This window comes from Flavobacterium sp. IMCC34518, from assembly GCF_027111095.2.
Lineage (GTDB): Bacteria > Bacteroidota > Bacteroidia > Flavobacteriales > Flavobacteriaceae > Flavobacterium > Flavobacterium praedii.
Genome location: NZ_CP114284.2, coordinates 1,220,576 through 1,243,603, shown reverse-complemented (window position 1 = coordinate 1,243,603; position 23,028 = coordinate 1,220,576). Strand labels below are relative to the sequence as shown.

Annotated in this window: 18 protein-coding genes and 1 tRNA gene; 14 read left to right on the top strand and 5 right to left on the bottom strand. The window is 31.6% G+C overall.

Annotated elements, in window-relative coordinates; all coding sequences use genetic code 11:
* The first annotated feature begins 23 nt into the window (after positions 1-23).
* From OZP06_RS05480 to OZP06_RS05465, 4 genes are all read left to right on the top strand, one after another.
* Positions 24-980, top strand: coding sequence for a geranylgeranylglycerol-phosphate geranylgeranyltransferase (locus OZP06_RS05480; protein ID WP_269223990.1), 957 nt, complete (start codon positions 24-26; stop codon positions 978-980).
* A 144-nt stretch (positions 981-1,124) separates the two neighbouring features.
* On the top strand, positions 1,125-2,030 hold the full coding sequence (locus OZP06_RS05475; RefSeq protein WP_269223989.1) for a pseudouridine synthase: 906 nt from the start codon (positions 1,125-1,127) through the stop codon (positions 2,028-2,030).
* Positions 2,031-2,106: 76 nt separating this feature from the next.
* Positions 2,107-2,469, top strand: coding sequence for a nuclear transport factor 2 family protein (locus tag OZP06_RS05470; RefSeq protein ID WP_269223988.1), 363 nt, complete (start codon positions 2,107-2,109; stop codon positions 2,467-2,469).
* A 70-nt stretch (positions 2,470-2,539) separates the two neighbouring features.
* On the top strand, positions 2,540-4,303 hold the full coding sequence (locus tag OZP06_RS05465; RefSeq protein ID WP_269223987.1) for a DUF885 domain-containing protein: 1,764 nt from the start codon (positions 2,540-2,542) through the stop codon (positions 4,301-4,303).
* A gap of 213 nt (positions 4,304-4,516) precedes the next feature.
* Here the strand turns inward: OZP06_RS05465 and OZP06_RS05460 are convergent, their stop codons facing one another.
* Together OZP06_RS05460 and OZP06_RS05455 are read right to left on the bottom strand one after the other, a co-directional pair.
* Entirely contained in the window at positions 4,517-5,128 is a 612-nt protein-coding gene (locus tag OZP06_RS05460; protein WP_281238686.1) for a hypothetical protein, read from the bottom strand.
* A gap of 496 nt (positions 5,129-5,624) precedes the next feature.
* A tRNA-Phe gene (locus tag OZP06_RS05455) sits at positions 5,625-5,697 on the bottom strand.
* Between the two features lie 99 nt (positions 5,698-5,796).
* On the opposite strand from OZP06_RS05455, the gene OZP06_RS05450 reads away from it, so the two are divergent.
* The 6 genes from OZP06_RS05450 (at position 5,797) to OZP06_RS05425 (ending at position 12,055) form a co-directional block, all read left to right on the top strand.
* Positions 5,797-6,531, top strand: a complete 735-nt coding sequence (locus OZP06_RS05450) for a type III pantothenate kinase (protein ID WP_269223985.1) — start codon at positions 5,797-5,799, stop codon at positions 6,529-6,531.
* A complete protein-coding gene (locus tag OZP06_RS05445; protein WP_269223984.1) occupies positions 6,524-7,774 on the top strand; it encodes a hypothetical protein in 1,251 nt (416 codons plus the stop codon). Before OZP06_RS05450 ends, OZP06_RS05445 begins: the two co-directional genes overlap by 8 nt.
* 38 nt (positions 7,775-7,812) lie before the next feature.
* Positions 7,813-8,370 carry an LPS export ABC transporter periplasmic protein LptC gene (gene lptC / locus OZP06_RS05440; protein WP_281324329.1) on the top strand — a complete coding sequence of 186 codons (558 nt, stop codon included), beginning with the start codon at positions 7,813-7,815 and terminating at the stop codon, positions 8,368-8,370.
* Positions 8,371-8,390: 20 nt separating this feature from the next.
* On the top strand, positions 8,391-8,582 hold the full coding sequence (locus tag OZP06_RS05435) for a hypothetical protein (protein WP_269223983.1): 192 nt from the start codon (positions 8,391-8,393) through the stop codon (positions 8,580-8,582).
* Positions 8,583-8,585: 3 nt separating this feature from the next.
* Positions 8,586-9,845, top strand: a complete 1,260-nt coding sequence (locus OZP06_RS05430; RefSeq protein WP_281324328.1) for a hemolysin family protein — start codon at positions 8,586-8,588, stop codon at positions 9,843-9,845.
* Between the two features lie 110 nt (positions 9,846-9,955).
* The gene (locus OZP06_RS05425; RefSeq protein ID WP_269223982.1) at positions 9,956-12,055 is read left to right on the top strand and encodes a peptidylprolyl isomerase; all 2,100 of its coding nucleotides are present in this window, start codon (positions 9,956-9,958) and stop codon (positions 12,053-12,055) included.
* A 74-nt stretch (positions 12,056-12,129) separates the two neighbouring features.
* Here OZP06_RS05425 and OZP06_RS05420 read toward each other — a convergent pair whose 3' ends face one another.
* Positions 12,130-13,041 carry a GYDIA family GHMP kinase gene (locus OZP06_RS05420; RefSeq protein WP_281324327.1) on the bottom strand — a complete coding sequence of 304 codons (912 nt, stop codon included), beginning with the start codon at positions 13,039-13,041 and terminating at the stop codon, positions 12,130-12,132.
* Positions 13,042-13,097: 56 nt separating this feature from the next.
* Positions 13,098-14,420 (bottom strand): hydroxymethylglutaryl-CoA reductase, degradative, encoded by a 1,323-nt coding sequence (locus tag OZP06_RS05415; RefSeq protein WP_281238692.1) that lies wholly within the window; start codon positions 14,418-14,420, stop codon positions 13,098-13,100.
* A gap of 414 nt (positions 14,421-14,834) precedes the next feature.
* Between OZP06_RS05415 and OZP06_RS05410 the strand changes: the two genes are divergently transcribed.
* From OZP06_RS05410 to OZP06_RS05395, 4 genes are all read left to right on the top strand, one after another.
* Positions 14,835-17,006 (top strand): S9 family peptidase, encoded by a 2,172-nt coding sequence (locus tag OZP06_RS05410; RefSeq protein WP_281324326.1) that lies wholly within the window; start codon positions 14,835-14,837, stop codon positions 17,004-17,006.
* A 37-nt stretch (positions 17,007-17,043) separates the two neighbouring features.
* Entirely contained in the window at positions 17,044-18,735 is a 1,692-nt protein-coding gene (locus OZP06_RS05405; RefSeq protein ID WP_269223980.1) for a peptide MFS transporter, read from the top strand.
* Between the two features lie 89 nt (positions 18,736-18,824).
* On the top strand, positions 18,825-20,336 hold the full coding sequence (locus tag OZP06_RS05400) for a peptide MFS transporter (RefSeq protein ID WP_269223979.1): 1,512 nt from the start codon (positions 18,825-18,827) through the stop codon (positions 20,334-20,336).
* Positions 20,337-20,459: 123 nt separating this feature from the next.
* Positions 20,460-20,966 (top strand): thioredoxin family protein, encoded by a 507-nt coding sequence (locus OZP06_RS05395; protein ID WP_281238694.1) that lies wholly within the window; start codon positions 20,460-20,462, stop codon positions 20,964-20,966.
* A 10-nt stretch (positions 20,967-20,976) separates the two neighbouring features.
* Here OZP06_RS05395 and OZP06_RS05390 read toward each other — a convergent pair whose 3' ends face one another.
* Positions 20,977-23,013, bottom strand: coding sequence for a ComEC/Rec2 family competence protein (locus OZP06_RS05390; RefSeq protein ID WP_269223978.1), 2,037 nt, complete (start codon positions 23,011-23,013; stop codon positions 20,977-20,979).
* Between the last annotated feature and the right edge of the window lie 15 nt (positions 23,014-23,028).

Sequence of the window (23,028 nt, the reverse complement as noted above, 5' to 3'; positions counted from 1 at the left end):
CTCATAAACCTTAAACCTACTCCATGTTAAGCAGGCAGAATAAACTTTTTCTATTAAAAATGTTCAGTTTGTTCTCTGTAGTAAGAGGTTATAATATTCCTATTATTGCTTTAGCGCAGTATCTTTCGGCAATATTTATTTTGGCTCCAGAAAAAAGGGCCTTGGCAGTGCTTTTAGACTTCCACCTTTTTATAATAGTCTTGGCCTCTAGTTTAACCATTGCGTCAGGATACATTATCAACAGCTTTTATGACAGTAAAAAAGACTTAATTAATCGACCGAATAAATCACATTTGGATCGTTTGGTAAGTCAGAGAACAAAACTTCGAGTCTATTTTAGTCTTAATTTTTTTGTAGCGGTGATTGCTTTTTTTGTCTCATTTAGGGCAGTTTTATTTTTTTCTGTTTATATTTTCTTGATTTGGTTTTATTCGCATAAAATAAAAAAATACCCTCTTATTGGAAATTTAATGGCTGCTTTTTTGGCTGTTTTACCTTTTTTTGGAATTCTACTTTACTATTATTTAAAAATGCCTTTGTATGAAATAGAAAACAATAGTGGTAAACTTGCCGTTATTCTTTCTCATGCTACATTCTTGTTCCTTTTGATTTTAATTCGGGAAATGATTAAAGATCTTGAGAATATAAAAGGTGATTTGGCCAATGATTACAAAACCATTCCTATTATTTATGGAGAAGAATTTTCAAAAAGAATAATAACGATTTTAACTATAATGACCATCTTCCCAGTATATTTCTTAATCGATGTATACGATGTTGGGTATATGGATATTTATTTTTACTGTTGTTTTATTGTTCTCATTTTCTTCTTACTCTATTTATGGAAATGGAACACCAAAGAACAATATGTTGTGCTTCACAACGTTTTGAAATTCATAATTGTAGCAGGTGTTTTTTGTATAGTCTTAATAAATCCAAGTGTTTTGTGGCATGGTAAAAAAGTATTGATGGCTATATAATAAGGATTCTTAAAAGCAAACCACCCTATTTTATTTTTACTCACTAAATTAAAACGCATTTAATTAGATAGTTAGCTTTTTCTAATTGCCAAAAATCGTTTCTCAATGATATAAATAGTATCTTTGCACAAATTATAGAATATTATGAACAATAAGGACGGCAATAATAGAGGAAGTGGACCAAGAGCAAACAGCTCTAGACCTAGTTCAAATAAGCCAAAACCTGCGATGCAAAAAAGGGCACAAGGGCCAAAAAAAGTAAAAACAATTGTTAAAGTTGCCGATACTACTGATAAAGTAGAGAAAAAACCGAATCAAGCGCCTAAAAGACCTAAAGCAAAAGACGAAATTCGTTTGAATAAATACATCTCAAATTCTGGGACTTGTTCAAGACGTGATGCCGATATTTACATTCAATCCGGAAATGTAAAAGTAAATGGAATTCCAGTTGTAGAAATGGGATATATGGTAAAACCTGGAGATGTTGTGAATTTTGACGGAGTGGTTTTGACTCCAGAGAAAAAAGTTTACATCTTATTAAACAAGCCCAAAAATTTTACTACTGCACTTGATGAAGGTCAAGAATACAGAAATGTTTTAGAACTTGTAAAAGGTTCTACCACTTCAAAAATTGCTCCAATAGGCAGAATGGACAAAAACACAACGGGACTTTTGTTGTTTACAAATGATACCGATATGATTCGTAAATTTACTTTGCCGAGTCAAAAATCATCCAAAATATATCAAGTTTCTTTAGACAAAAATTTGAAGTTTGAAGATTTAGAAAAAATAAACAAAGGACTTGTTCTTGATGGACATAGAGTTTATGTTGAAGATGTTAGCTATATTGATGGTGAAGCAAAAAGCGAAATCGGAATTCAATTAAGATCGGCAAACGTAAAAGTGGTTCGTGCTATTTTTGAAAATTTCAGTTATGACGTTTTAAGAATTGACCGTGTAGCTTTTGCAGGTTTAACCAAGAAGAATTTACCAAGAGGAAATTGGAGGCTGCTCACAGATCAAGAAATTATTAATCTGAAGAACGTATAAAACTTTTTTCTAATAAAAATCTCAAATCCCTTTCACTTCAAATGTAAAGGGATTTTTTAATTAAAAAATAACCAGAATGACACCAGAAAAATTACAATCTATCGCCTTTAAATGGTTTGACGCTTTTAACAATCATAACTTAGAACAGTTACTTTCATTATACGATGACGAGGCAGCCCATTTTAGTCCAAAATTAAAAATTCGTCAACCTGAAACCCAAGGATTGGTTACTGGCAAAGAAGCTTTACGGGCTTGGTGGCAAGATGCTTTTGATCGTTTGCCAACATTACATTATAAAGTAACTTCGCTTACGGCCAATGCAGATCGTGTTTTTATGGAATATGTTCGTACCGTCGAAAATGAAGAAGACATGCTGGTTGCCGAAGTGCTTGTTGTTAAAGAAAATAAGATCATGGCTTCCAGAGTCTATCACGGATAGTTTAAGATTTAATTAACACCCCAAAAAATCACTTTTAGTTAGATTTACAACCTATTAATAAAACCCAATTATGAGAAAAACCTACATTTTTTTGTTTGCAATTGTTGTGTCAATTGTATTGACAAATTGTAAATCGAATGAAAATAAGCAAGATTTCACGGCTTTGACTAAAAGTTATTTTGACGATAAAAACGCTTTGGATCCTTTGGGAGCTACTCAAAATGGCCAATCAGCATACAATGATCAGTTGCAATTTGAAATGACCGATTCTTATAGAAAAACACAAGCAACTTTTTTTAATAAGTACGAAACAGCATTGGACAAAATAGACCAAACGACTCTTTCAAAAGAAGAGAAAAATAGTTTCGAAATTATGAAATGGGAAATTCAAGTTGGGAAACTAGTATTGAAACAACCTTCAAACTTAATGCCTATCCATCAATTCTGGGGAACTCAAGTTACGATGGGGCAATACGCAGGAGGGACCTCTGCTCAACCTTTTAAAACTGAAAAAGATTATGCCAATTTCTTAAAAAGAATGGACAAGTATGCTGTTTGGATTGATTCGGCAATGGTGTATATGAAAAAAGGAATGAAAGAAGGTGCCGTTTTGCCAAAAGCTTTAACCCTAAAAGTAATTCCACTATTTGCAGACATGCCAACGGCAAAAATAGAAGACAATTTATTTTATTCTTCTATAAAATTAATGCCAACTTCTTTTAGTGACGCTGTGAAAAAAGATTTGACTGCAAAATATACTACAGCAATTAATGAAAAGTTAATTCCTCAGTATAAAAAAATGACTGACTTCTTAAAAAATGAATACCTTCCTGCTTCTAGATCAACCAGTGGAATAGGCAGTTTGTCTTTTGGAAAAGAACTTTATAAAGCATATGTAAAACAATGGACTACTACTGAAATGACCCCTGAAGAAATTCACGAACTTGGTCTGAAAGAAGTAGCGCGTTTGACAATAGAAATGGAAAAAGTCAAAAAGCAAGTTGGCTTTAAAGGGACTTTATTGGCCTTTTTTGATGAAGTAAGAAATAAAAAAGAGTTAAAACCATTTCATAAACCAGAAGAAGTAATTGCAAATTTTGAAAGGATTTATACCAAAATAAAACCAAACGTTGACAAGCTTTTTTCTTTGCAGCCACAATCCAAATTTGAAATTAGAAGAACAGAAGCTTTTAGAGAAAAAACAGCAAGTGCTGAATACAATCAAGGATCTGCAGATGGAACCCGACCAGGTATTTTTTATGTTCCTGTTCCAAATGTAACAGAGTATAATGTTTATGGCGACGAAGATTTATTCTTGCATGAAGCTATTCCTGGGCATCATTTTCAGATTTCCTTACAACAAGAAAATGCAGCTTTACCTGATTTTAGAAAGTTCGCTTGGTTTGGCGCCTATGGTGAAGGCTGGGCATTATATACAGAGAGTTTAGGAAAAGAATTAGGATTGTATCAAGATCCATATCAATATTTTGGAATGTTGGGCAATGAAATGCACAGAGCTGTTCGATTGGTGGTAGATACAGGAATGCACAACAAAGGATGGACTAGAGAACAAGCCATAGCGTATTCACTAGCTCATGAAGCTGAAAGTAGAGAAAGTATCACTACAGAAATTGAAAGATATATGGCAATTCCAGGTCAAGCTTTGTCATATAAAATTGGGCAATTGAAAATTATGGAATTGCGTAAAAAAGCAGAAACAAAAATGGGAGCTCAATTTGACATCAAAAAATTCCATGAAAAAGTATTAGAATCAGGTGTTTTGCCGTTGGCGTTATTAGAAAATAAAATTAATGAATGGATACAAGAAAAATAATTTTTAATTTGAATTAACCTCTTTTAAAAAAGCAAAAAGGTATAGTGTTTATTGAGATACTATACTTTTTTTTGTTTATAATAGTTTATCCAAAATCCACATTTGACTATATAACGAAACTGAATTATTCAATAAAAAAAAGAGCTCACGTACTGTTTTTGAAGAAGAATTCAGATGTAGTAGATTTTTAATTCGGATTCTAGGTTTAAGGAACTATAAGTTAAAAATTTTGCTTAAAAATTTGTTTTTATATTTAGATTGTAATAATGGATTTGTTGTGTTTAAAATTTCTTCCTCACATTTAAAATTCGAATAACCAAGCATAATTCGAATGCCTTCAGGTAAAGTACTTATTATACTTGTTTTTTCTGCGTGTAGAGAAAATTGAATGTTTTTTTCTTTTTGCTTTTCATTTTTAAAATGGCATAAAATAAGCATAACTGCAAAATTTAAAATAGAAATAGCAGTCTCGCTTTTAATTCCTATTTCGTTAGAAATCATTTCTGAGATTCTTCCTTTTTTGATTGAAAAAATTAAATTTAGAGGTATGTTACCTTCGTGTTCAAAGGAGTAATTTATGGATGATAGTTTGCCGTTTTCATATTCAATAGAATTATAGAATTCGGAGTTTGAAATGGAGTCAATAATTTTGAGAAACAAAGAATTGGTTTTAATGACGTTGTCAAGTCCTATTAACACAGTACATATACTAGTGTCAATCGATTTTCTAAGCAATGTTTCATTCTCTTCAAACTTTTTACAAAAAATTGAAATCAATGGTGAAGTGATAGAACTTCTAAGCTGATTAAGTAAAATGGGGGTCATATTTTATCTTTTATCAAGCAAATATCTTTATTTGCATTAATCACAAATAATCGTCAAAATGCTGCATTTTATCGATTATCGGATAAATATATAAAAATTTTAACAAATACCAATTAAATCAAACATTTTTTTGTAACTAAAATTTCAACAGAATTGATTCACTTATGTGAAAATTTGGATGGTGTAACAGACTAGTATGGTGATGCCTGAAAACAAAGTATTTTTTGTTTCGTTAATTAATGGAATTAATAAATAGTAATGTAAATAATTTTGAAATTACTAATTCCTTGTTAAAATGACAATGACTGTTTTTTAAATATTTTTTCAAAACAAAAGGATATGGTGTTTTTTGTCTTTTTGAATAGTTTCTTGGGTTGGAGTAATTTTAGGTAAAAAATCTTATTTTTTACCTGTCTTCCTTTTTGAAATCAACCCAATTAGAAGATGAATAATAATGTGTACAAAACAAAAAACCCACTCGTTTGAGTGGGTTTCGTGGTACCTCCAGGGATCGAACCAGGGACACATGGATTTTCAGTCCATTGCTCTACCATCTGAGCTAAGGTACCGTGCTTATTGCGGGTGCAAATATAATATCTTTTTTAAATTAAACAATACATTTTTTTAAAAAAATCTATTCGTACCTTAGCATTTTTAAAAAAATAACTATGATATTAACCATCGATGTTGGAAATACAAGAATAAAAGCAGCTGTTTTTGAGGACTATAAGGCTTTGGAGAGTTTTGTTTTTTCTAATAATGAAATACTTAAAAAAATTACATTTATTTTAGAAAAATACAAGGCAATTACACATTTGGTAGTAGCTTCTGTTGGAAAAATGGGAAAAGAAATGTTTTTAGACTTCGAAAAAGAACTAATTGTATGGTTCGTTACGCACGAAGATGTTTTTCCATTTGCAAATAATTATGCTACACCAAAAACTTTAGGGATAGACAGAATGGTTTTGGCAGCTGGAGCAACTTTACAGTTTCAAGGGAAAAATAGATTGATTATTGATGCAGGTACCTGTATTACTTATGATTTTGTAGATCAAAACGATGTATATCATGGTGGAGCGATCTCTCCTGGTTTGCGATTACGGTATGAATCATTACATAATTTTACTGAAAAACTCCCGTTGTTAACATTCGTAGAACCAAAAGATATGATTGGAAATTCTACAGCAGAATCTATTCATTCTGGAGTTGTAAATGGATTGGTCTATGAAATTAATGGTTTTGTCGATGAATATAGTGCTCGATACTCAAATTTTATAATAATTTTAACGGGTGGAGACACAGAATTTTTGGCTAAACGATTAAAAAATACCATATTTGCCAATTCAAATTTCCTATTAGAGAGTTTGAACCAAATTTTTCAATATAAAATCAAAAATGATTAAAAAAATTATAGTTGCAGCCTGTTTCTTTATCTCACTAGTATCTAACGCTCAAACTGGTTCTGCTTCTCCTTATTCTTTTTTCGGAATTGGAGAATCTAGATTTAAAGGAAATCTTGAGAATCGTTCTATGGCAGGGCTTAGTGTTGAGCAAGATAGTCTCCATATAAATATTTTGAATCCTGCGAGTTTTGCAAGTTTAAAATTTACAACTTTCACGATAGGTGGTAACTACACTTCTACGGGGTTAAAAACAGATACCAAAACGGAGAAAGCGCAAAGAACAGCTCTTGATTATATTGCAGTTTCAGTGCCTTTAGGTAAAATGGGAGTAGGATTTGGATTGTTACCATATACTTCAGTTGGTTATAATATTCAATCAATAAACTCAAGTCCTGATGGTGTTAATAACGTGCTAAAAGGAACTGGTGGTTTGAATAAGGCATTCTTTTCATTAGGATATACCGTTATTCCTAACTTAGTAGTGGGAGCGGATATTCAATATAATTTTGGAAGAATAAGTAATACTAATTTAGAATTCATAACAGGTGTATTTATTGGTACTCAAGAAAAAAATGAAGCGGATTTAAAAGGTTTTGCGTCAAATTTTGGTGTTATGTACAAACACAAAATTTATAAGAATATAAATTTACATAGTAGTTTTACTTTCTCCCCTCAAAGTAGATTGGCTTCAACAAATACTCAAACTAAGTCTACAGTAAATTTTAATTCAAATTTTGATGTAACTATTATTGATCCTGCCGATCCAAAAGAAATCAGAACTGATTTAACCATTCCTGAAAAAATATCTTTTGGTTTAGGTGTTGGTAAAACAAAAAAATGGTTGCTAGGCTCTCAAATAGTTTTTCAAAATGCAGGGAAACTTACAGATGAATTTAATTCTGCAAGTAATGTTACTTATGGTACATATTCTAGCTACAGTTTAGGAGGGTTTTATGTTCCAAATTACAACGTATTTTCTAAATATTATCAAAAGATTGTTTACAGAGCTGGATTAAAATATACAAAAACTGGATTGACTGTTAAATCTGAAGATATTGATGAAAAAGCAATGACTTTAGGTTTTGGCTTGCCAATATCGGGAGGTTTTTCTAATATCAATATTGGGTTAGAATACGGGAAAAGAGGAACTACAGCAAAAGGCTTAATTCAAGAAAATTATTTTGTTCTTGCTATGAGCTTCTCTCTAAGTGAAAAATGGTTTAGACAGGCTAAAATAGATTAATTTTTCCGCACAAAATAAGATTTCCTTTTTAATAGTATATGATGAATTTTTTCAATAAAAGTATTTTGCACTTTTTGCTGATGTCACTCTTTTTTAGTGTGCTTTTGAGTTGTGAAAGTAATTTTAAAGAAGTTCAAAAAAATGATTATTCAGAATTTGTACCTAGCGGAGATGCTGATTTTGTAAACTTAAAATATACAGATTCAGGAGTCATAAAATCGGTATTGATCAGTCCAAAAATGTTTGATTATGCTAATGTTGATTTTGCTTTTACTGAATTTCCAAAAGGTGTAGATGTTACAATTTATGATAACAAAGGAAAAAAAACATTTATCAGATCCAATTACGCAGTTTCTTATAAACAAACTAATATAATTGATTTACAGGGAAAAGTAAAAATTACTTCAGAAGCTGGTCAAATGCTCGAAACCGAACAGTTGTATTTTGATCAAAAAAATCAATGGTTTTATACCGAGAAAAAATTTAAATTGACAGATATTAAAGGCGGTTCGACAGGGCAAGGAATTGATTTTAGCAAAGATTTTAAAATAGTCAATTCGCAACGAATAGAAGGCGAAATCGAGTCTTCAGAATAATAAAAATAAAAAATAATACCATGAATTTCTTAAAATATACCTCTTACCTTTATTTAGCATTTGGAATCTATTTTCTATACGATGGATTTACAAAATGGAATACTACTGAAAACCCTTGGATGAGTTTTATAATTGCAGGACTCGCTATTTTTATGTTTTTCTTTAGAAGGAAGTTTGCCAAGAAATTTGAAGATCGAAATAAACAATCATAGATAATGGAAATTAGTATTATCATATTGTGTTTAATACTATGTGCTTTTTTTTCAGGAATGGAGATAGCATTCATATCTTCGAATAAAATATATTTAGAATTAGAAAAAAAACAAGACAACTTTCTTTCTAAAATTTTAATCAAACTTACTGAGAAGCCTTCAAAATTCATTGCAGCCATGCTTATTGGAAACAATATAGCGCTTGTGGTTTACGGGTTTTTTATGGGCAATTTGTTAATGAGTTGGTTGCTTCTTCTGCAATGGCATTTTTCTGATTTTACAAGTTTATTAATTCAGATTGTAATTTCTACATTTATTGTTTTAATAACTGCCGAATTTCTTCCCAAGGTTTTCTTTCAGATTTACGCCAATTCCTTGATGAAATTTTTTGCCATTCCGGCTTATTTTTTTTATAGGTTATTCTATTTTGTTTCCACTTTTTTGATTTGGATTTCAGATTTTTTATTGAAAAAATTTTTTAAAACAGAAGGAGATCAGGTACAACTTTATTTTAGTAAAATAGAACTCGGTAATTACATTACGGAACAAATGAGTACAGTGGAAGATCATGAAGAGGTAGATTCTGAAATACAAATATTTCGTAATGCACTAGATTTTTCTGGAGTAAAAGCAAGAGATGTAATGACGCCTAGGACTGAGATTTCTGCTATAGATGTTTCGGAATCCTTAAATGAACTTAGAGAATTATTTATAGAGACAGGTTATTCAAAAATGCTTGTTTATCAAAATTCACTCGACGATATTATAGGATATGTGCATTCTTTTGATTTATTTAAAAAACCATCCAGCATCAAAGAGATCGTGATTCCTGTAGAATTTATCCCTGAAGCGATTTATGTGAAAGATGCAATGAGTCTGTTAACCAAAAAAAGAAAAAGTGTTGCGGTTGTCCTGGATGAATATGGGGGTACTTCCGGAATTTTGACCATTGAAGATATTGTTGAAGAATTATTTGGTGAAATAGAAGATGAACATGATTCTGATGAAGAATTGGTTGAAAAAGAACTTGAAAATGGTGTTTATCTGTTTTCAGCACGTTTTGATGTAGAGTATTTGAATCAGACTTATAAATTAGTGATACCCGAAAGTGAATCTTATGGTACGCTTGGAGGATTTATTGTTGATTTTACTAAGGAAATTCCTCAAAAAGGAGATAATATTACGATCGAAAATTATCATTTCACCATTGAAGAAGCAACAAATAAGAAGATTGAATTGGTTAAAATGACGATCAAAGACTAAGATTCTTTTTTTAATTTAAAAAAAAACAAAAAAAAAACAGTAGTTCTATAATTATTAATTAGATAATTGTATTTTCGCAAACAAAATTTTAAAATAAACAATAATATACAATGGCAGTTTTATCAAAAATTAGACAACATTCCGCTATAATGATTGGAGTTATTGCTCTAGCATTATTCTCATTTATAATTCAAGATCTTTTTACGAAAGGAAATTTTGGTAAAAGCTCTAAGGATGTTGGAAGCATCAATGGAAAGGATATCGCATTTGAAGACTTTAGAATAAAAGTAAGCAATGTTGAAAAAAGTGGGCAAGGAATAACTTCAACTGAAGCGTCTAGAAGAGTATGGGATCAAGAGGTGACTATCGCTTTGTTATCTGCAGAATTTGATAAACTAGGCCTAAGAGTTGGAGAGAAACACATCATGGACGTTCTTAAAGCGGATCAAAATATTGGTAAAAACCCAATGTTCTTAAATGCTGCCGGTATGTTTGATGTTGCAAAATTCAAAGAATATTTCAAATCTAATCCAGAACAAGCTCAATATTTAAAAGACAGAGAGAAAGATGCTGAATTAAATGCTAAATATCAAATTTATAGCACTTTAGTAAAATCTGGAATTTATACAACAGAAAGTGAAGGGAAATTTAATTACGAAACAGCTTCCAATAAAGTAAACTTCTCTTATGTTGCGGCTTTGTTTTCTACAATTAAAGATAGTGAAGTTAAAGTTACAGATGCAGAAATAGTGGATTACATGAAAGCGAGTCCTAAAAAATTCAAGTCTGATGAAACTCGTAAAATCGAATATGTTTTAATTGAAGATAAAGCATCTCCAGCTGATGTAAACGAAGTAAAAACTAAAGTTAATTCTTTATTGACTGGAAGCGTAGTTTACAATCAAGCAACGGGTAAAAATGATACTTTGGCAGGATTTAAAAATACTAAAAATGTGATTGAGTTTGTAAATTCAAACTCTGATGTTCCTTACGATTCTTCGTATGTTGCCAAAAAAGATTTGCCAGCGGTTGATGCGGATGCACTATACAACTTGGCTCCTGGAGCAGTTTATGGACCTTATGTTTTTGGAAAATACTACTGTATTTCAAAATCTTTAGGTAGAAAAGCGGGTGTAAATGCAAAAGCAAGTCATATATTAATTGGTTATGAGGGTTCTCAGACACCAAACACTAAAGAAAAAAGAACCAAAGAAGAAGCTAAAGAAAAAGCAGAAAGTATTTTGGCTCAAGTTAATGCTAATCCAGAAAGTTTCTTAATGTTAGCATTTACCAATTCTGATGATTCTTCTGCTCAGCAAGGTGGTGATTTAGGATATTTTGGACCAAATCAAATGGTAAAACCGTTTAATGATTTTGTTTTCAATAATGGTATTGGAAAAGTAGGACTTGTTGAAACTCAATTTGGTTTTCATATCATTAAAATTACAGATAAGCAAGACGGAATTCGTTTGGCAACAGTAGCTCAAAAAATCGAAGCTTCAGAAGCTACTTCAGATAAAGTATTTACTCAAGCGACTAAATTTGAGATGGATGTTGCTGAAAAAGACTTTGATAAAACAGCCAAAGAAATGGGACTAGTTGTTGCGCCAGAAGCTACAGTTAAAGCAATGGATGAAAATTTTGGTTCATTAGGAAATCAAAGAACTATCGTTAGATGGGCTTTTGAAAAAGATTCTAAAGAAGGAGCTACAAAAAGATTTGAAGTAGCCAATTTAGGTCACGTAATCGCAAAAGTAAAATCTATTGATAATTCAGGATTGGTTCCTGTAGATCAGGCAAGACCTTACGTTGAGTCTATTCTTAAAAACAAGAAAAAAGCAGAGATTTTAAAAGCTAAAATGAGTGGAAGTTCATTGGAAGCGATTGCGAAAGCAACAGGATCTTCTGTGCAACAAGCGAATAATGTAACATTAGAAAATCCAGTATTAACGGGTGGTGTTGGTCAAGAACCAAGAGTTGTAGGGAATGCTTTTGCATTAGCTGCCAATAAACTTTCGGCTCCAATTGAAGGAGTAACTGGGGTATATGTAGTGAAAAACACTAGTACTGTGAAAGCTCCAGCGTTGAAAAGTTATGCTGATAATGTTGCTAAATTGAAAGCTCAAAGCGCATCAGATGCTAATAGAGTATTGCCTGCTTTAAAAGAAGGTGCTGATATTAAAGATAACAGAAAAGAGTTTAATTACTAAACAGTAATATTCCCAAATAAAAAACCCGATACTTATAAACTGCAAGTATCGGGTTTTTTGTTTTTAGATTTTATTTATAATATCATTTCTTCGTATGGAATAATGGTTTCAAATCCTTTATCAAAAAAATAAGAACTAGGGTTTTCTTTAGAAATAACCATCACGAAATCTCCTCCCCATGCTCCAAGACTTTTTATAGTTCCTGTAAAATCTGGAAATAAAGATTCTTTGACCGTTTTTGTTTCTAGAACAGAACTCAATTCTTTTTCGTGTCTTTCTAACGCTTCTGCAAAAATATTTTCGTTTTTTGTATTTAAAATTGTTTCGGTTATTTGATTAATAGTTTTTTTTTGAGATTCTAAATTGTTTTTTTTCTCTTTATAAGAAGCAATAGCGCTTTTGCTGTTTTGCTTTTGATTGAGATAAATAAAGTAAATATTTTTTGTGAAACTTGGATTGAATATTACTTTTTTGACAACTGGTTTTTCTTGTACAAGTTGATATACAATAGGAAAGTCGTTTTGAGCGCAAGCAATATCATATCCGCTACCTCCAAAACTGTTTTTAAGCAGCGTGAAGGCATTTATTTTAAACCATTGAGCTATATTATTTATAAGTGTAGATGAGGTTCCTAAACCCCATTTTCTTGGAAAGCTTAATGTTGTAGAAACACAAAACCCATCTGAATTGGAAATTGTATTTGGATTTAATAAGTGAGCTTCACTCAAAATTGAAATTAATGTGTTTTTGATAGATTCTTTTTCGGTACGAATTGATGATGTGATTTCTGAAAAGGATATTTTTTCTTCAAACCAAATACTTCCGTCTGCGTCATAGCTTGTCCAGGAAATTTCTTGACTTGAATTTTCTTCAATAATTAAGTCTTGTCCAAATTTTGTTGGAAGTGCAAAGGCTTTTGCACCATCAAGAACCAAATATTCTCCTGTTATCAAAAGTTTACCATTGCTATAAAATCTTTTTTTCATCTTTTATATTTTGCCTCGTTCCAGGTTTTTTTATCCAAATAAAGGCTAACTTTTATTTATGTGTTTTTCCTCAAATTTTCAATATAATCGACAACTGCACTATGGGAAACAACATGGTGTTTGAAATGTTTTTTGATAAAAATGCGTTCGGTATCAGTAGCTTCAAATTGATTTAAGATGTTGTTTAAATGCATTTTCATATGTCCATCTTGAATTCCCGTGGTAGTCAAGGAACGCAAGGCGGCAAAGTTTTGGGCTAAACCTGCTACGGCTACAATTTGCATTAATTCTTTGGCTGAAGGTTTTTCGAGCATTTCTAAAGACAATTTAACCAAAGGATGCAGAGAAGTTAATCCACCAACGGTTCCTAAAGCCAAGGGAACTTCCAACCAAAAACTAAAAATACCATTTTCTATTTTGGCATGCGATAAACTAGAATAGCTTCCATTTCTTGAAGCATAAGCGTGTATTCCAGCTTCAACTGCTCTAAAATCGTTTCCTGTAGCAAGAACAACGGCATCAATTCCGTTCATGATTCCTTTATTATGCGTGACTGCACGATAGGGTTCTACTTCGGCAATTTGAACAGCTTGAATAAATTTTTCGGCGAATTCTTGTGGGTTTTCAATGTGTTTTTCGGCTAATTCTGCAACAGGGCAAGAAACTTCGGCTCTTACTATACAATTTGGAACATAATTGGAAAGGATGCTCATAACCACTTGTATGTTTTTCTCTTCCTCCGAAAACAATTCGAAAGTCAAAGCTTCTTCTTTTAATGTTTTGGCAAATTGCTCCAAGCAAGAATTAATGAAGTTTGCACCCATGCTATCTTTAGTTTCAAAAGTAGCATGCAGTTGGAAGTAATTTGGAATTAAATTGGTTTTGTCTTTTAGTACAATGTCTAAAATTCCGCCACCTCTTTTCTGCATATTTTTAGTTATATTTTCTGTGGCTTCAAAAAATTTCTGTTTGAATTGAATGAAGAACAATTCCAATTTGGACTTGTCTCCTTGATAAATAAAATGCACTTGACCAATTTTCTCTGTATTTAAAACGGTTGTTTTGAAGCCGCCTCGAGTGGACCAAAATTTTGCTGCTTTTGAAGCTGCAGCCACTACCGAACTTTCTTCAATGGCCATTGGAATCGTACTGTATTTTCCATTAATTAGAAAATTTGGCGCAACACCTAAGGGGATGTAAAAATTTGAAATTGTGTTTTCGATGAATTCGTCATGTAGTTTTTGAATTTTTTCATCTAAATTCCAATAATTTTTTAGCAATGCTATAGCCTCACTTGGAGTTGAAAAATAGTTTTTGGCAATCCAGTTTATTTTTTCTTCTTTGGATAATTTTGAAAATCCAGCAATAGCGTCTATCATATAGTAATTGTTATAACTTTAATGAGACAAAGATAAGCAATCCATGGTATTGCTTTTTTAATACAATTGGATTTTTAAAGTTGTGTTTTTTAGATTTTTGTATTTAAATTGGGATATTTAATTTCTAGTTATAATATTTAATTTCTATCAGAATATATTAAAAATAGCTTATTTTATAAGAAGTATGTGTGTAGTATATTCAAAAGATGATAAACTTTCATTTAGAATGTTAAAAATATTTAATTATAACATTTAACAGTGCAAAAGTGTATTATTTCTAAAAATTTCACTAAAATTGTGACTTTTATAACTTAATCTATATTGTGAATTGTATATGTCTTTAAATTTATTCTTAGAACAAGTTTAAAATATGTGATTTACTTATTCCTAAAGGAAAATAAACATTATCTCTATATGAATTCGAATACGATTACTGCGTTACTTCTTTTTTTATGTTTTACTGTTTTTGGTCAACAAAAAGTTACTGTTGAAGAAATATTTACGGGTTCTTTTCGCTCCAAAGGAATGGATGAACTTCAATCGATGAAAAATACAAATCAATACACTGTGTTGAATTTTGATAGATCGTCAAAGAGTATGCAAATAGACCTATATGATTTTGCTACGCTCAAAAAGGTGTCGAACCTAATCGATACAAAAGGATATAAAGAACTAGCAGATGGAATAGACAGTTATACTTTTGATGCTTCTGAAAAAAAGATTTTAATTGCTTCTAATTCAAAACAAATTTTTCGTCATTCTTTTACAGCAGATTATTTTTTATATGATATTACTGCCAAAAAATTAGTAAAGTTGTTTGATTTTCAGGTACAAGAGCCAACTTTTTCTCCAGATGGTGCAAAAATAGCTTATGCTAAAGAAAATAATTTATATGTTTATGATTTGGCTTCAAAAAAATCAACTTCAATTACTGCTGATGGAAAAAAGAATGCAATCATTAATGGTATCACGGATTGGGTTTATGAAGAAGAATATGCTTTTGTAAGAGCTTTTGATTGGAGTAAAGACAGCCAAAAATTAGCCTATATTCGTTTTGACGAAAGTGAAGTGCCTGAATTTTCCATGTCGGTTTTTCAAAAAAGTTTATACCCAACGATTGAAACTTTTAAATATCCAAAAGCAGGAGAAAAAAATTCTTTAGTTTCATTGCATATATACGATGTTGCAAAAAGCACTACTAAAAAAGTTGACCTGAATAACTATACTGATTTTTATATTGCAAGGTTAAAATGGACAAATGAGTCTAATGTTTTGTCCGTTCAAGTTTTGAACCGCCACCAAGATAATTTGGATCTCTTATTTGTTGATGGTACAACCGCTACAAAAAAAGTAGTTATGAATGAAAAAGACAAAGCATACATTGATGTTACAGATAATTTAACATTTTTAGAAGACAATAGCTTTATCTGGACCAGCGAAAAAGATGGATTTAATCATATTTATGTATATGATAAAACTGGAAAACTTAAAAATCAAGTAACAAAAGGAAACTGGGAGGTGACTTCATACTATGGTTTCGACGAAAAAACAAAAACGGTTTTTTACCAATCTACAGAAAATGGTTCTATCAACAGAGATGTATATAAAATAGGATTAAACGGGAAAAACAAAGTGCGTTTGTCTAAAAATATCGGTGGAAATTCAGCAACTTTTAGTCCTAATTTTCAATATTACATTAATACATTTTCTAGCGCTTCCCAACCAACAATTTATACTTTAAATGACTCAAAGGCAGGTAAAGAAATCCAAGTTATCGAAAATAATCAGGATCTGATTGCAAAATTGAAAGGATATAATTTGCCATCTAAAGAGTTTTTTGTTTTAAAAACTGAAAAAGGGAATGAGCTTAATGCTTGGATCATGAAGCCAAAAGATTTTGATGCTTCAAAGAAATATCCTGTATTTATGTTTCAGTATTCAGGGCCAGGTTCACAACAAGTGGTTAATCAATGGGGTAGTTCAAATGAGTATTGGTTCATGATGTTGGCACAGCAGGGGTACATTGTTGCTTGTGTTGACGGTCGTGGAACTGGTTTTAAAGGAGCAGATTTCAAGAAAGTAACCCAAAAAGAATTAGGAAAGTACGAAGTCGAAGACCAAATTGATGCTGCAAAAGTAATCGGTAATTATCCTTATGTTGATAAATCAAGAATTGGTATTTTTGGTTGGTCTTATGGAGGTTTTATGGCATCCAACTGTATTTTTCAAGGAGCTGACGTATTTAAAATGGCAATTGCTGTTGCACCTGTTACCAACTGGCGTTTTTATGATAGTATTTATACGGAACGATACATGCAAACTCCACAAGAGAATGCAAGTGGATATGATATGAATTCACCAATAAACCATGTTGATAAATTAAAAGGAAAGTTCTTATTGATACACGGATCTGCTGACGATAATGTACACGTTCAAAATTCAATGCAAATGATGGAAGCGTTGATTCAAGCCAATAAACAATTTGATTCTCAGATATATCCAGATAAAAATCATGGTATATATGGTGGAAAAACAAGGATTCAATTGTATAATAAAATGACTAATTTTATTAAAGAGAATTTATAATTCAACTCAAATACCAAATCAAAACCAAAACAAAAAAATGACAGAAACTCAATCGAAAACAGCACATCCAAAAGGACTTTGGGTATTATTTGGAACCGAAATGTGGGAACGGTTCAACTTTTATGGAATGCGAACTTTATTGGTTCTTTTTCTTGTAAATTCCTTAATGATGAAAGAAGAGGATGCTTCTTTGATTTATGGAGGTTTTCTGGGACTTTGCTATTTGACACCAATGTTGGGTGGATTTATTTCAGATCGTTTTTTCGGAAATAGAAATTGTATTATGCTTGGTGGTTTGATGATGGCTGTTGGGCAATTATTATTGTTTGCAAGTGCCAGTGTTTTTGGTGAAAATTTAGGTTTAGCAACCACTATAATGTATTCTGGATTAGGAATAATTATTTTTGGTAACGGTTTTTTTAAACCAAACATTTCAAGTATGGTGGGGAGTTTGTATCCAAAACAAGAAAAAAGCAAATTGGATACTGCTTTTACTATTTTCTATATGGGAATCAACTTAGGAGCATTTTTGGGTCAATTTATTTGTCCATTAGTAGGAGATGTGAAAAGTTCAGGAGGTATTAGAGACATTCATGCTTTCAAATGGGGATTCCTTGCGGCAGCAATTGCAATGCTTATCGGAACATTAGTGTTTTATTTCTTAAAAAATAAATATGTAGTTACTCCCGAAGGAAAACCATTAGGAGGATTGCCGTCTAAAAATGAATCTTCAGATTATGAAGAAGGTGAGGCCCAGAATGCAGTATTTACACCAACGGCTTTAATTTTATCAGTTGTTGCTTTTATTGGTATGTTTTTATTATTTCATTTTTCAGTAGATGGAACTAATGTTGTAAAAACTATTATTTATCCAATTATATATGCAAGTGGTATTACACTAGCAGGTTTAATTCTTTCAGATAGTTCTTTGACAAAAGTTGAGCGAGATCGAATTATAGTAATATATATTATTTCATTCTTTATCATTTTCTTCTGGGCAGCTTTTGAACAAGCTGGTTCATCCTTGACATTTATTGCAGATAATCAAACGGATAGAAACTTTTTTGGATGGGCAATGCCCGCTTCAATGGTGCAAATTTTCAACGGATTATTCGTTGTTGCTTTAGCGGTTCCATTCAGTATGTTGTGGGATAAATTGAGAGCAAATGACAAAGAACCTATTTCTCCTGTAAAATTAGCTTTGGGATTATTATTGATTGCAGTAAGTTTCTATATGATTGCTACTCAAGTAAAAGATTTAGGAACTTCCGGATTATTAGCCATTAAATGGTTAATTCTTTTGTATTTATTGAATACTTGTGCGGAGTTGTGCTTGTCTCCAATTGGTTTATCTTTAGTTGGGAAATTATCTCCAAAACGTTTTTCATCATTATTGTATGGGGTGTTTTTCTTGTCGAATGCCTCTGGATATGCATTGGCAGGAACTTTAGGTTCAATATTACCAGCTACAGGTGATAAATTTAATAAAGCAAAGGAATTAGGAATCGATTTGCAAGCAGTATTAGATAAAAAAGTAACACTTACTCCAGAACAAGTCCAGTTATTAGATACAAATCAAATTATGAATCATAATCCAATTTTTGCTGGTTTTGAAATTCATAACTTATTTGAATTTTTTATGGTATTTGTAATCTTAACAGGTATTGCTGCATTGATTTTATTTGCCTTGACACCATTTTTGAAAAAAATGATGCACGGTGTTCGATAATTTCTTAAAATAAAATATTAAAAAAAACATCATCTATTTGATTCAATCAAGAAGATGATGTTTTTTATTTATCTACTAAAAAAATTAGAATGGAACAAAATTTAAGTTTAGAACAAATTCAAAATTTCAAAGGAAAGTATCCAAAACAATTGTGGTATTTGTTTTTTAGTGAAATGTGGGAGCGTTTTTGTTTTTACGGAATGCGGGGGATGTTGGTGGTGTTTATGGTTGGTCAATTGGGCATGAACGATAGAGTTGCCAATTTACAATATGGCGCAACTCAAGCTTGGGTATATGCTTTTACTTTTATCGGTGGTTTGTTTGCCGATAAAATTCTGGGTTTGCGAAAATCACTTTTTTGGGGTGGTATTTTAATGATTATTGGAAGCGTAATTCTTTCTATTGATCCCAAAAATTATTTTTTCATAGGTATTGGATTTACTATTGTTGGTACTGGTTTTTTTAAGCCTAATATTTCTTCTATGGTTGGTCAATTGTACAAAGAAGGAGACCCTAGAAGAGATGCTGGATTTTCATTCTTTTATATGGGTGTGAATCTGGGCGCTTTAATTGGTGGCTATATTTGTATCGCTGTTGCCGAAGGTTCTATGTGGCAATCAATAGTTCCAGAACATCTTCGTTGGAATGTTGGTTTTGGATTTGCTGCAATTGTAATGATTATTAGTCTTTTGACATTTACACAAACACAAAAATCACTAGGCACAATTGGACTATCTCCTTTGGCAGATGTTGAAACTTCGAAAAGAAAACGTTTTGAAATTATAACTTATCTAGGTTCATTATTGATCATTCCTGTAATTATTATCATGGTTGCCAATACTGTTTACACCGATTATTTTATGATGTTTATTGGGCCAGCGTCTATTTTGTATTTGCTATATGAAATGAAAAATTTCTCAGCTGCCGAAAATAAAAAATTATTTGCCGCCTTGATTTTTATAATATTCTCTATTTTCTTTTGGGCATTTTTCGAACAAAGTGGCGGTTCTTTAAGTCTTTTTGCAGTAAATAATTTAAACAACACAATCCTTGGAGTGCCATTGAGTCCAAATGGAGTAAATAATTCAGCCAATTCTTTCTTTGTCATAGGATTTGCGGCTTTGGTTGGACTAGTATGGTTATGGATGGCTAAGAGAAAAATTGAACCCAATACCGTTATTAAATTCGGATTAGCCTTTTTATTTCTAGCGGGTGGTTTTTGGATATTTTATTATACTAAATTCTTTGCTGGAGCTGATGGAAGAACTTCCTTGGGGTTGTTTACTTTTGGGTGGTTTATTATCACTTTTGGAGAACTTTGTTTATCGCCAATTGGGATGTCTGCCATGACAAAACTTTCGCCTCTGAAAACTCAAGCTGTAATCATGGGAATGTGGTTTCTGGCAAGTGCTTATGGACAGTATTTTGCAGGATTGCTTGGAGCGAATATTGCCGAGGCATCAGAGCATGCTACTAATCTTGAAAAATTAAATGTATATGCAGACGGATACAAACAATTGGGTATTTATGCATTGATAGCAGGAGTAGTTTTGATAGTAATTTCCCCATTGGTAAAAAAATTAATGCAAGAAGTAAAGTAGCCGACAATTTTTGGTATTATTTTTGTTTAGTTTTGTAAATGAAAAAGGCAGATAAGTTTTTGAAATATATGATTTATTTATTTTGCCTATTTTGATCTCGTTAAATAATCAATAAAATAACAAATGAAAAAAATATTTTTAATAACATTATTCTTTTTTGGTTTAAGTGTAACACAAGCTCAGGAATTAAAATGGTACACAGATGTGAAAGAAGCTATCCAAGTTTCGGGTAAAGAAAAAAAACCATTAATGCTATTTTTTACGGGTAGTGATTGGTGTGGTTGGTGTATTCGATTGCAAAACGAAGTGCTCAAAACACCCGAGTTTAGCAAATGGGCTAAAGAAAGTGTTATTCTGGTAGAATTAGATTATCCTAGAAGAACGACTCAAACGGATGAGATTAAGAAGCAAAATGGCGAGCTGCAACAAGCCTTTGGGATACAAGGATTTCCAACAGTTTATTTTGCAAATGCCACTGTTAAGGATGGAAAAGTTAATTTTGAAGGTTTAGGGAGTACTGGTTATGTGGCTGGAGGCCCTACTGCTTGGTTGGCTGTAGCAGATCCTTTTGTAAAAAAACCTGTTTTGAGTTCGCAACCTACAAAAGCTAAAAAATCTAAAAAAGCATAAAAGAATACGATTAATTAATTTTATAGAATCCCTTTTCACTTGTAGCGTGAAAAGGGATTTTTTGTTGGGAACAACTCGTTTTCCATATTCTTTGAATTGATTTGTAATTCGATGCATCTGTCACGACTATTTTGGGTTTAATAATACGCAACATTCGTTCAAAATTAATTTTTGGAGATTGTGTTACGATTAAAATATCGGGATGAACAGAGGTTGGATACGCCTTCGAACTGTCTATCAAAAGTATTTTGTTTTCTTTATAATAAAAAAGATTTTTCAACTTGTTTTTATGAAGTAATGAACTGAAATTGCCTGTCAGATAGGATGATAAAAGGGTGTTTTTTTTAATATTGCTCAAAATACTGTCATTTGCATATAGTACTACTTTATCCCCGTTTCGTTCCAAGAGTTGAGTGTTTTTGGAGGTGTTTAAAACTATGAACTCAGTTTGATTTTGAACCTCCCACTTTGTCTTTAGTGCTGAAAGTTGTAGCATAATAACAGCCATTAGTACCCAAATCAGATTTTTAAAACGTTTTTGTTCGAATGCGATGCTAATTGTAATAATTGCTAAATAACTGCTGATTAAAAAATAAGTGTTTAATGGAATGTCTTTTATAATGAATTGTTCCAATGAAGCAATGGAACCAATAATTTTGTCGAGATAAAGAATACTTATTTCTAAAGCTTTTGCTGGGTAAAAAGGAACCCAATTGAATGCCGCTAGTAACATAACTAAAACCCCCAGACTCATAATGAAACCCAGTAGTGGAATAACAATTATATTGGTAACAAAGAATAATCCAGGAAATTGATGAAAGTAAAATATGCTGAGGGGTAAAGTGCCAATTTGTGCCGCAAATGAAACGGTTAGAATGTCCCAAAAGTAGTTTGTTATTATGTTTTTTGGTTTCCAAAGATTGGACAATAAAGGCTTTAGCCAAACAATAAAAAACAATGCTACATAACTTAATTGAAAACCAACGTCGAATAAAAAAGAGGGCTGAAATAATAAAATGAGCAAAATGGAAACGAGTAATGTATGATAAATATTTACACTTCTTCTCAAATAATGTCCTATTGCAACAAACGAAAACATGGTTACAGATCGGATTACCGAAGGTGCAAGTCCTGCCAAAATTCCGAAAAGAGATAAAACCAGAAGTGTTATTATTAATTTTAAGAAAGCTCCCTTTTTGGTATTTGGAAAAGGTTTTAGTAATAAGGAAAGGAACAGTACTATAAAACCAATGTGTAATCCCGAAACGGATAAAATATGTACGGCTCCAGCATACTGATAATCTTTATTAATTTGTGGGTCAATGTCTTGTTGCTGTCCCAAAATGAGTGCTATTGCAACATTTAGTTCTTTATTACTGAAATTATTTTTTTCTAATTTTTGAATAATTTGTGTTCTTAGTAGTGCAGTATAATACCAAATGTCTTTGACTATTTCTGGATTGAGTTGTATTTCATTTGGTTCAGCATAGAGTTGTGCATAAATTTGTTTGTTTTCGAGGTATTTCTGGTAATCGAATTGGTTGGGGTTTTTCTGTGGAGTGTTTTTATATAAAGAAGTCTTGATTTTTAATTGATTTCCAATTAAGAAAGAATGTTTTAGGCTGTCTTTGCTGATATTTATTATAATTCGGCCCGAAAATTTTTCTTGATCAATAGAATTCAATAAAGCAATGTAGCGCACATTTGAATTTGAACTTTTTATTTTTTCTCTTAATGTGAGTGTGAAGGTGTGTGTGTTTTCGAAACAGTTTTTGTAATGCGTGTAATTGTTTTTTTGGAGGGATTCAGTGTGGAAAGTTTGTGTTGTGACTCCGATGGAAAAGGCTAGGAGGTACGTTGCTAGTCCAAAAAGTAATTCGAGTTTTGTATTTGTTTGGAATGAAAAATAAGTTCCGATAAAACCCAGAGCATTTATAGAAAGAAAAACAAACACAATTGGAAGACTAGGTTTTAGAAAATAGGCAAGCAATATTCCTGCGATAAAGGCTAACGTAATTCTTGCTAATGGGAATTGTAGTACTTTCATAAAACCAAAGTACAA

Excerpts from the sequence above, each read along its gene's own strand:
- OZP06_RS05480 (WP_269223990.1), top strand. The coding sequence starts at position 24 with ATGTTAAGCAGGCAGAATAAACTTTTTCTATTAAAAATGTTCAGTTTG.
- OZP06_RS05475 (WP_269223989.1), top strand. The coding sequence starts at position 1,125 with ATGAACAATAAGGACGGCAATAATAGAGGAAGTGGACCAAGAGCAAAC.
- OZP06_RS05470 (WP_269223988.1), top strand. The coding sequence starts at position 2,107 with ATGACACCAGAAAAATTACAATCTATCGCCTTTAAATGGTTTGACGCT.
- OZP06_RS05465 (WP_269223987.1), top strand. The coding sequence starts at position 2,540 with ATGAGAAAAACCTACATTTTTTTGTTTGCAATTGTTGTGTCAATTGTA.
- OZP06_RS05460 (WP_281238686.1), bottom strand. The coding sequence starts at position 5,128 with ATGACCCCCATTTTACTTAATCAGCTTAGAAGTTCTATCACTTCACCA.
- OZP06_RS05450 (WP_269223985.1), top strand. The coding sequence starts at position 5,797 with ATGATATTAACCATCGATGTTGGAAATACAAGAATAAAAGCAGCTGTT.
- OZP06_RS05445 (WP_269223984.1), top strand. The coding sequence starts at position 6,524 with ATGATTAAAAAAATTATAGTTGCAGCCTGTTTCTTTATCTCACTAGTA.
- lptC (WP_281324329.1), top strand. The coding sequence starts at position 7,813 with ATGATGAATTTTTTCAATAAAAGTATTTTGCACTTTTTGCTGATGTCA.
- OZP06_RS05435 (WP_269223983.1), top strand. The coding sequence starts at position 8,391 with ATGAATTTCTTAAAATATACCTCTTACCTTTATTTAGCATTTGGAATC.
- OZP06_RS05430 (WP_281324328.1), top strand. The coding sequence starts at position 8,586 with ATGGAAATTAGTATTATCATATTGTGTTTAATACTATGTGCTTTTTTT.
- OZP06_RS05425 (WP_269223982.1), top strand. The coding sequence starts at position 9,956 with ATGGCAGTTTTATCAAAAATTAGACAACATTCCGCTATAATGATTGGA.
- OZP06_RS05420 (WP_281324327.1), bottom strand. The coding sequence starts at position 13,041 with ATGAAAAAAAGATTTTATAGCAATGGTAAACTTTTGATAACAGGAGAA.
- OZP06_RS05415 (WP_281238692.1), bottom strand. The coding sequence starts at position 14,420 with ATGATAGACGCTATTGCTGGATTTTCAAAATTATCCAAAGAAGAAAAA.
- OZP06_RS05410 (WP_281324326.1), top strand. The coding sequence starts at position 14,835 with ATGAATTCGAATACGATTACTGCGTTACTTCTTTTTTTATGTTTTACT.
- OZP06_RS05405 (WP_269223980.1), top strand. The coding sequence starts at position 17,044 with ATGACAGAAACTCAATCGAAAACAGCACATCCAAAAGGACTTTGGGTA.
- OZP06_RS05400 (WP_269223979.1), top strand. The coding sequence starts at position 18,825 with ATGGAACAAAATTTAAGTTTAGAACAAATTCAAAATTTCAAAGGAAAG.
- OZP06_RS05395 (WP_281238694.1), top strand. The coding sequence starts at position 20,460 with ATGAAAAAAATATTTTTAATAACATTATTCTTTTTTGGTTTAAGTGTA.
- OZP06_RS05390 (WP_269223978.1), bottom strand. The coding sequence starts at position 23,013 with ATGAAAGTACTACAATTCCCATTAGCAAGAATTACGTTAGCCTTTATC.